General features: G+C 53.4%; 1 pseudogene. It reads left to right on the top strand.

The annotated features are described in order from the left end of the window. Window positions 1–262, top strand: a pseudogene (locus tag EAY64_RS20100) (DDE-type integrase/transposase/recombinase); the annotation flags it as partial.

The raw sequence follows: 262 nt of genomic DNA, 5'->3' as shown, positions 1-262 counted from the left end.
CTGTTGATGGCGGTATGGCGACGTCAGCCCAAGCAGGAAGTGCTAGTGCATTCGGATCAGGGAAGTCAGTTCAGCAGTGACGACTGGTAGTATTTTTTGAAGGCCCATCGCTTGGTACCCAGCATGAGTCGGCGCGGGAACTGCCACGACAATGCGGTGGCTGAGAGTTTCTTCCAATTGTTGAAGCGGGAGCGAGTCAAGCGAAAAACCTATCCCGACAGGAAGAAGCCCGGCGCGATATCTTCGATTACATCGAGATGTT

Origin of the sequence: Aquitalea palustris, assembly GCF_003693445.1 — a bacterium.
Taxonomy (GTDB): Bacteria; Pseudomonadota; Gammaproteobacteria; order Burkholderiales; family Chromobacteriaceae; genus Aquitalea; species Aquitalea palustris.
The sequence above is the reverse complement of the archived record's forward strand: the minus strand, read 5'-3'. Positions and strand labels throughout refer to the sequence as shown.